At 61.0% G+C, this 5,170-nt stretch carries 8 protein-coding genes; all 8 read left to right on the top strand.

Annotated elements, in window-relative coordinates:
* Window positions 1-187: 30S ribosomal protein S8 (gene rpsH / locus VGY55_03705; protein HEV2969070.1), on the top strand; the 187-nt coding region annotated here is incomplete at its 5' end.
* A 31-nt stretch (window positions 188-218) separates the two neighbouring features.
* The gene (gene rplF, locus VGY55_03700; protein ID HEV2969069.1) at window positions 219-764 is read left to right on the top strand and encodes a 50S ribosomal protein L6; all 546 of its coding nucleotides are present in this window, start codon (window positions 219-221) and stop codon (window positions 762-764) included.
* 98 nt (window positions 765-862) lie between these two features.
* Window positions 863-1,231, top strand: a complete 369-nt coding sequence (gene rplR, locus VGY55_03695; GenBank protein HEV2969068.1) for a 50S ribosomal protein L18 — start codon at window positions 863-865, stop codon at window positions 1,229-1,231.
* A 158-nt stretch (window positions 1,232-1,389) separates the two neighbouring features.
* On the top strand, window positions 1,390-1,845 hold the full coding sequence (rpsE, locus tag VGY55_03690; GenBank protein HEV2969067.1) for a 30S ribosomal protein S5: 456 nt from the start codon (window positions 1,390-1,392) through the stop codon (window positions 1,843-1,845).
* Window positions 1,842-2,339 (top strand): 50S ribosomal protein L15, encoded by a 498-nt coding sequence (gene rplO, locus VGY55_03685; protein ID HEV2969066.1) that lies wholly within the window; start codon window positions 1,842-1,844, stop codon window positions 2,337-2,339. The genes rpsE and rplO overlap by 4 nt, the downstream gene beginning before the upstream one ends.
* A gap of 61 nt (window positions 2,340-2,400) precedes the next feature.
* Window positions 2,401-3,729, top strand: a complete 1,329-nt coding sequence (secY, locus tag VGY55_03680) for a preprotein translocase subunit SecY (GenBank protein HEV2969065.1) — start codon at window positions 2,401-2,403, stop codon at window positions 3,727-3,729.
* Window positions 3,730-3,788: 59 nt separating this feature from the next.
* The gene (locus VGY55_03675) at window positions 3,789-4,352 is read left to right on the top strand and encodes an adenylate kinase (protein HEV2969064.1); all 564 of its coding nucleotides are present in this window, start codon (window positions 3,789-3,791) and stop codon (window positions 4,350-4,352) included.
* Window positions 4,353-4,391: 39 nt separating this feature from the next.
* The coding region (gene map, locus VGY55_03670; protein ID HEV2969063.1) for a type I methionyl aminopeptidase at window positions 4,392-5,170 on the top strand (779 nt) is incomplete at its 3' end.

The raw sequence follows: 5,170 nt of genomic DNA, 5'->3' as shown, positions 1-5,170 counted from the left end.
GCGCGTCATCCGTCACCTGAAGCGCGTGAGCAAACCGGGGTCGCGCGTATATCGCGGCGCGGCGCGGCTCAAGCCGATCCTCAACGGCCTGGGGATTTCGATCCTCAGCACCAGCCGCGGAGTGATCAGCGATCGCGAGGCGCGACAACGCAAACTCGGCGGCGAAGTGCTTTGCGAGTTGTGGTAGAACGAATTCGAATTAGCGCGGGGATTCTCGGATGTCTCGGATCGGTAAAATACCTGTGCCCGTACCGGCCGGCGTGAAAATCGGCGTCTCGGGAGAGAGCGTGGCGGTCGAAGGGCCGTTGGGCAAGCTCGAAGGGAAGTTTCGCCCGGAAACGAAGGTGCAATTCGACGAGGCGGGCCGACGCATGTTGGTGACTCGCGAGGACGACAGCCGCCAAGCCAAGGCCTACCACGGGTTGACCCGCGCCCTGTTGCGCAACATGATCGTCGGAGTCACGCAAGGTTACGAAAAGAAATTGGAGGTCGTAGGGGTCGGTTATCTGGCGGCCGTCCAGAAAGATGTGCTTCAATTGCGGGTCGGGTTCGCTAATGAGGTCCACCTGAAGATTCCGGCCGGACTCAAGGTCACTTGCCCCGATCAGACGCACATTGTCGTCAAGGGGATCGACAAGCAGGCGGTCGGTCAGTTTGCCGCCGAGGTCCGATCCTCGCGGAAGCCGGAGCCGTACAAGGGCAAGGGAGTCCGGTACGACGGCGAGCAAGTCCGCCGCAAGGCCGGCAAGACGGTTACGAAGTAAGCACGAAGCATGTACGAAGGGCGAAGTACAAAGTACGAAATCTGGATCTGAGATTTGACCTATTAGCCGCGGCGTTCGCGCCGCGGTCGACTAGTGCCATGAACCATCAAAAGGCCATTGCCCATCAGAGGCTGCGTCGGGGCTTCCGCGTCAGCAAGCGCATTCGCGGAACGTCCGAGCGCCCCCGGCTCTGCGTATTCCGCACCCATCGGCACATCTATGCCCAGGTAATCGACGATACGGCCGGACGCACTTTGGTTTCCGCCAGCACCAGCGACAAACAATTGCGAGAGTCGGTGAAGTATGGCGGCAATAAGGGCGCTGCCGAGGCGGTCGGCAAGGCGGTCGCCGAGCGTGCGGTCGCGGCCGGAGTGACTAAGGTCTGCTTCGACCGCCGCTCGTTCCAGTTTCACGGCCGCGTGGCCGCGCTGGCCGAAGCCGCCCGCAAATCGGGCCTCAGCTTTTGAAACACTTACACCTTTAGTGAAAGATCGCTCCCGTGGCGAAAGAATCCGGTCAAGGCAAATCTGGCGGCGAATCTGGCGGCGAATCCCGGCGTGGCTCCCGGCGCGGTGACTCGCGGCGCGGTGATTCCGGTCGTGGCGAATCGACCCGCGGAGAACTCATCGACAAGGTAATCAAGATCAAGCGCTGCGCCGCGGTCGTGAAAGGAGGGCGGCGGTTCAGCTTCGCGGCCATGGTGGTGGTCGGCAACGGCCGGGGCAAGGTCGGCTGGGGCTACGGAAAGGCCAATGAAGTGCCGCCCAGCGTGGAAAAGGCCGTCAAAGACGGCAGCCGCAGCTTAGTCGAGATTCCGATCGAGGGGGGCACGATTCCACACGCGGTCAAGGGGCATTTTGGGGCGGGAAGCGTCGTGCTGATTCCTGCCAGTCCGGGCACGGGCCTGATTGCCGGGGCGGCCGTCCGCAGCGTCTGCGAAGCGGCCGGCATTCACGATTTGCTCACCAAGTGCTACGGCTCGACCAACCCGGTTAATTTGGTCAAGGCCACACTCGACGCCCTCAAGCAATTGCGCACTCGCCACGAAGTCGAGCGGTTGCGGGGAGTTTCGCTGACATGAACCTGCACGATGTCCATCGCGGAATTCATAAGCACAAGAAGCGGCTGCGAATCGGCCGCGGCCCCGGCTCCGGGCGCGGCAAGACGTCAGGCCGCGGGCATAAGGGGCAGGGCCAATTGGCCGGCTGGTCGGCCCATCCTGTCTTCGAAGGCGCGCGCATGCCGCTGGTCCGGCGGATCCCCAAGCGCGGCTTTCATAATCGTTGGGGGGCGACCATCGCCTCGGTCAATTTGGGCCGGCTGGACGCTGTGTTCGCGGCCGGGGAGGAGGTCACGCCTGAAACGCTCCGAGCGAAAGGAGTCGTCAAGGAACGTTACGACTTCCTGAAAGTCCTAGGCGACGGACAACTCACCAAGCCCCTCAAGATTTCGGCCCACAAGTTCAGCAAATCGGCATTGGAAAAGATTCAGCAGGCCGGCGCCGAAGCCGTGGTGCTGGCGCTGCCTGCGCCGGTGGTGAAGAAGAAGAAGTCGACAGTTGACAGGAGCCCCTAAGAATTAACTTGACTGCCGACTGCCTCCTGCCGACGGCCTCCTGAACTCGACGGAGCGAATCATGTTCGAAAAAATCCGGGTCGTGTTCACGATCCCCGAGCTGCGCCAGAAGATTCTAATCACGCTGGTGTTTCTGGCGATCTACCGCGTGGGCTGGTGGATTCCGCTGCCGATCGTCGACCAAGCCAAGATGAATACGTTCGCTCAAGGGAGCGCCCTGGGCGGTATTCTAAACACGGTCGCCACATTCAGCGCAAGCCAGTTGACCTACGTCACGATTTTCGGACTGGGCATCATGCCCTATATTTCGGCCTCGATCATCTTCCAACTTTTGGGCAGCGTTTGGGCGCCGCTCGAAAAGTTGCAAAAGGAAGGCGAAAGCGGCCGGAAGAAAATCAACGAATACACCCGCTACGCCACGGTGGTGATCTGTCTGTTCCAAAGCTGGCTCTATGTCCGCGGGATTCTGATCGGCCAGCATTTGATCGCCGCGCGCTTTCTTGAGAATCCCAGCGATCCGGGCTCGATCTCATTTGGCTGGATTCTGGTCAGCGTCGCGACCATGACCGCCGGGACCATTTTTTTGATGTGGCTGGGGGAGCAGATCGACGAATTCGGGATCGGCAACGGGATTAGCCTTTTGATTATGGCGGGCATCCTCTCTCGCATGCCGCCGGCCGCCAAAACCATGATTAACCAGGTGACCTTGGAACTGGGCGGGGGAAGCGGCAAGAAGGGGATCGAAGTGGTCCTGGTATTGATCCTATTGTTTATTGGGATCGTGGCGGGGGTTGTCTTCATGACGCAGGGGCAGCGCCGCATTCCGACCCAAAGCGCCAAGGCCGTGCGCGGCCGAAAGGTCTATGGCGGCAGCCGCCAGTACTTGCCGTTGCGGGTGAATCAAGCGGGTGTGATGCCCATCATCTTCGCCAGCAGCTTGTTGCTGTTCCCGCAAATGATCTTCAAGTACGCGGGGTGGGACACGTTGGCCAACGTGTTTACACGTTACAACTCACTGGTCTACAACGTGTTGTACGTCGTCTTGATTTATTTCTTCTGCTACTTCTGGACGGCCATCACGTTCAACCCCAAGGACATGGCGGACAACCTGAAGAACTTCGGCACGTTCATTCCAGGCTACCGTCCCGGCCGGCGAACCGCCGACCACTTGGAGCGAATCATGGTCCGGATCACTTACGTCGGGGCGGGATTCCTCGCGATCGTGGCGATCACGCCCACCATCATCAGCAACGTGATGGGAGTCGATCCGAACGTGGCCAGCTTCTTCGGCGGCACGGGGCTGCTGATCGTGGTCAGCGTCGCATTCGATCTGGTGCAGAAGATCGACAGCCACCTGGTGATGCGCAATTATCGGGGTTTATTGGAATAACGCCTCGCGCCGGCTGGCGCCCGGCGAAGAGGCGAGTTCAGCGAGAGGCCTTGACCGCCATGCGGATAATCTTCATCGGTCCGCCAGGGGCGGGAAAAGGGACCCAGTCCGAGCGCTTGATCGAGAAGCTGTCGATTGCTCACCTTTCGACGGGAGACATGCTTCGCGACGCGGTCCAACGGCAGACCCCCGAGGGGCTGCAAGCCGCCAAATTCATGGATCGCGGCGGCCTGGTTCCCGACGAGATCATTTTGGCGATGGTCGCTCGCCGCCTGACTCAGCCCGATTGCGCCCGAGGCTGCCTGTTGGATGGTTTTCCGCGGACCCTGACCCAGGCCGAGGCATTGGACTCTCTGCTCGCTCGGGAGAACTTGCCGCTGGACGCCGTGCTCGAGTTGAAGGTGGACGATCCATCGCTCGTGCGGCGGTTGGCGGGCCGCGGTCGTGCCGACGATCGCCCCGAGGTGATTCGCGAACGATTGGAAACCTACCGCCGCAAAACCGAGCCGCTAATCGACTATTATGGCCGGAAGGGCTTGCTCCGCTCGGTCGACGGCGAGGGACCTCCCGAAGAAGTCTTCCAGAGAATCCTGGCCGCGCTCGATGCGCCGGAGTCGAACTAAACTGGTCGTGGCGTGCTCCATTTAAGATCCCACCGCGAAATGCTGCAGATGCGCCGCGCCGGCATTCTTGTTTGGAATGCGCATCGGCTGGCGGCCGAGGTGGTCCGGCCGGGCGCGACGACGGCCGAGATCGACGCGGTGATCGACAAGTATTTCAGCGATCACCATGCCGCGCCGCTTTTCAAAGGGGTCGCGGGAAAGATTCCATTTCCGGCGGTAACCTGTATTTCGGTCAATGAGGAGGTCGTACACGGGATTCCGAGCCGGCGAACGCTTAAGGAGGGGGATATCGTCAGCGTCGACACCGGCTGCAAGCTTGAGGGCTGGTGCGCCGACGCGGCCATCACGCATCCGGTCGGCCGAGTCTCGCCCGAAGTGCAGCGGTTGCTCGATATCACGAGCGGCGTTCTCGATTTGGCGATCGATTTGATGGGAAAGAAAAGCCGCTGGAGCGAGGTGGCCCGCGAGATGGCCACGTACGTCCGCGACGCGGGGTTTACGGTGGTCGAGAATTTTGTCGGCCATGGCATCGGCCGGCAAATGCACGAAGACCCGCAAGTCCCGAATTTCGTCAGCCCGCAATTGCGGCGAAACAACGATTTCCGCTTGGAGCCGGGTTTGGTGATTGCGGTCGAGCCGATGGTGAACATGGGCACGAAAAAGACCAAGCCGATGCCGGACCACTGGACCCAATCGACGCAAGATGGCCGCCCCAGCGCTCATTTCGAGCATACGATCGCCCTGACGGAGGAGGGGACGTGGATTCTGACCGGCCCCCCGACGCCGGAGGAATTGGCGATATTTGCGGAAAAGGGCTG

Source organism: Pirellulales bacterium (genome assembly GCA_035939775.1).
Classification (GTDB): domain Bacteria; phylum Planctomycetota; class Planctomycetia; order Pirellulales; family DATAWG01; genus DASZFO01.
Note: the sequence above shows the minus strand (reverse complement) of the source record. Positions and strands in the feature narration are given on the sequence as shown.

Excerpts from the sequence above, each read along its gene's own strand:
- rplF (HEV2969069.1), top strand. The coding sequence starts at position 219 with ATGTCTCGGATCGGTAAAATACCTGTGCCCGTACCGGCCGGCGTGAAA.
- rplR (HEV2969068.1), top strand. The coding sequence starts at position 863 with ATGAACCATCAAAAGGCCATTGCCCATCAGAGGCTGCGTCGGGGCTTC.
- rplO (HEV2969066.1), top strand. The coding sequence starts at position 1,842 with ATGAACCTGCACGATGTCCATCGCGGAATTCATAAGCACAAGAAGCGG.
- secY (HEV2969065.1), top strand. The coding sequence starts at position 2,401 with ATGTTCGAAAAAATCCGGGTCGTGTTCACGATCCCCGAGCTGCGCCAG.
- VGY55_03675 (HEV2969064.1), top strand. The coding sequence starts at position 3,789 with ATGCGGATAATCTTCATCGGTCCGCCAGGGGCGGGAAAAGGGACCCAG.